4 protein-coding genes and 1 pseudogene are annotated in these 2,606 nt (G+C 68.6%); all 5 read right to left on the bottom strand.

The features are described 5' to 3' along the window. Nucleotides 1-327, bottom strand: a pseudogene (locus tag NN4_RS44435) (hypothetical protein); the annotation flags it as partial. 31 nt (nt 328-358) lie between these two features. Beyond that, complete coding sequence (locus NN4_RS44430) at nt 359-646, bottom strand: acylphosphatase (protein ID WP_147144437.1); 288 nt, start codon at nt 644-646, stop codon at nt 359-361. After that, entirely contained in the window at nt 646-1,083 is a 438-nt protein-coding gene (locus tag NN4_RS44425) for an OsmC family protein (protein WP_107658411.1), read from the bottom strand. Before NN4_RS44425 ends, NN4_RS44430 begins: the two co-directional genes overlap by 1 nt. An 87-nt stretch (nt 1,084-1,170) precedes the next feature. Beyond that, on the bottom strand, nt 1,171-1,878 hold the full coding sequence (locus NN4_RS44420) for a response regulator (protein ID WP_147144435.1): 708 nt from the start codon (nt 1,876-1,878) through the stop codon (nt 1,171-1,173). Between the two features lie 56 nt (nt 1,879-1,934). Further along, nucleotides 1,935-2,606: sensor histidine kinase (locus NN4_RS44415; protein ID WP_246181451.1), on the bottom strand; the 672-nt coding region annotated here is incomplete at its 5' end.

Here is a 2,606-nt window from a genome sequence, read left to right as displayed (position 1 = left end):
CGCTTCGGCGGCCCGCTTACGCGCCTTGTCCCTGGCCCGCGCCTCGGCCACCGTCGGCGGGCGCGGTTGTGTGACGCCGGGCTCCTGGCGCTGCACGCTGCCCGGCCGTGGCGGTGCGGGCGACTCCGGAAGGTCGGTCGACTGGGCGGGAATGGGCGCCGGCTGCCCGGGTGCGGCACCGAGACCGGCCAGATTCGGATCGTCGGCTGCAGATTCGCCCGGCCCGGACGGGGTCACCTCGTGCGCCCCGGACGGTTGCGCCGCCGCGGCCGCGGATTCGTCCGGCTGGTTCCCCGGACGCTCGTCGCCAGGATTGTGCGTGCTCACTGTCGAGTCCTCGTCCTATCCCGGCCCACCACTACCGCTCCTCGAATCCGGTCATATCACCCCGCGCGGGCTCCCAGCTTTCCACAACCAAGGTCACCCGACCAGGTGTATCCCCGGAACGTAGCAGTTCCAGCAACCGTGCGCAGTCGTCGTGCCGTCCCTCCGCGACCACGTGCACCCGCCCGTCACGCGCGTTGGTCGCGTGCCCGGTCAGCCCGAGTTCCAACGCGCGCGACCGCGTCCACCAGCGGAAACCCACGCCTTGGACGCGGCCGTGCACCCATGCGCTCAGCCGGGCGAGCTCGTCGGATTCGCCCATCAGGCTTCGACGTCGAAGGACAAAGTCACCTTCGTCCCCGCCTGCAAAGTCCGGCCGACGGTGCACGCCTTGTCGATGGCGCGCTGCACGGTGACCAGCAACCGCTCCCGCGCCTCCTGGTCCAATTCGCTGAGATCGAGCTCGAACGTCTCTTCCAACTGCGGGTAGAGCTCGTTCTCCCGATCGGCGTCACCGGACACCCGAATCGTCGCGTCGAAGGAATCGCCGAGTTTGCGGGAAAGCGAGAAATCCGCGCTGAGTCCCGAGCAACCGGCCAGCGCGATCTTCAGCAACTCACCGGGGGTAAAAGCTCCGGGCACGCCCTGCGAAGCAATCAGCACCTCAGCGCCACGCGAACTGCGCCCGGTGTAGGCCCGCGTGCCGGTGCGCTCGACCCATAGCTCGGTCGGCGCCTGTGCGGGAGTCTGTTCAACCATGGTTCGATCCTGCCATTGTCGTCGGAGTTCGCTCACGCCTGGCAACGCGACAAGCCCGGTTCCGCATTCCGGCGGTCCGCGCGACAACTACTCCTGGAACCGGTATCCCATCCCCGCCTCGGTCAGCAGATGCTTGGGGTGCGAGGGATCATCCTCGAGCTTGCGCCGCAGCTGCGCCAAATACACGCGCAGATAATGCGTTTCGGTCGCATACGCCGGCCCCCACACCTCACGCAGCAACTCCTTACGCCCCACCAGCTTCCCTTTGTTGCGCACCAGCATCTCGAGCATCCCCCACTCGGTCGGCGTGAGATGCACGGTCTCGTCGTTCTTGGTCACCTTCTTGGCGGCGAGATCGACGGTGAACGACGAGGTCACCACCACCGGATCGGCGGAGTCGGTGTCGGCGGCCCCGCGCCGGACCGCGGCCCGCAACCGGGCCAGCAGTTCGTCCATCCCGAACGGTTTGGTGACGTAGTCGTCGGCGCCGGCGTCCAGCGCCTCGACCTTGTCCGCCGAGTCGGTGCGCGCGGACAGCACGATCACCGGCGCGGAGGTCCAGCCGCGCAGCCCGGCCAGCACCTCGATGCCGTCGATGTCGGGCAAGCCGAGGTCGAGGATCACCACATCGGGGTGTTTGTCGGCAGCGGCCCGCAGCGCGCCCGCGCCGGTCTCCGCGGTGATCACCTCGTAACCGCGGACCGACAGGTTGATCCGCAACGCACGCACGATCTGTGGTTCGTCGTCGACCACCAGCACCTTGATCGCCGGGGCTTCCTGTTTCTTCTCGGTCATCACGGCTTCCTGTGTGGTCCGGTTCTGCGCGGCTCCGACTGTCGATGTATCCATCATCAGCTGCTCGCTTCCGTTTCGTCGGCAGGCAGGTCCACGATCATGGTCAATCCTGTGCCGGGGGTCGGTTCGGCGTGCACGGTGCCGCCCATTGCCTCGACGAAACCGCGCACCACCGACAGGCCGAGCCCGACGCCGGTGGTGTTGTCGCGGTCGCCGAGCCGCTGGAACGGCTCGAAGAGTTGTTCCTCGGTCCCCGGCGGTACGCCGGGACCGACGTCCACCACCGCGATCGACACGCGGGCGCCGTCGCGTTCGGCGGTCACCCGCACCGGTGTGTCGCGCGGCGCGTGCCGCAGGGCGTTGTCGATCAGGTTGGCCACCACGCGTTCCAGCAGCCCGGCGTCGGCGCGCACCGAGACGTCGCCGACCTCTACCTTCACCCGATCCATCGCCGCGCGCCGCAGGCCGCGCGCGCCCATCCCGACGCTGACCAGGGCCCGGTGCACCACCTCGTCCATGTACACCCGTTGCAGCTGCGGCTTCACCACGCCGACGGCCAGCCGGGACGAGTCGAGCAGGTTGCCGACGAGCGCGGTGAGCTGATCCACCGATTCCTCGATGGTTTCCAGCAACTCGGTGGTGTCCTCGGCGGAGAACTCGATGTCGTCGCTGCGCAGGCTGGACACGGCGGCCTTGGCCCCGGCCAACGGCGTGCGCAGGTCGTGGCT

It is taken from the genome of Nocardia ninae NBRC 108245 (assembly GCF_007990755.1).
In the GTDB taxonomy this organism is placed as follows: domain Bacteria; phylum Actinomycetota; class Actinomycetes; order Mycobacteriales; family Mycobacteriaceae; genus Nocardia; species Nocardia ninae.
The sequence above is the reverse complement of the archived record's forward strand: the minus strand, read 5'-3'. Positions and strand labels throughout refer to the sequence as shown.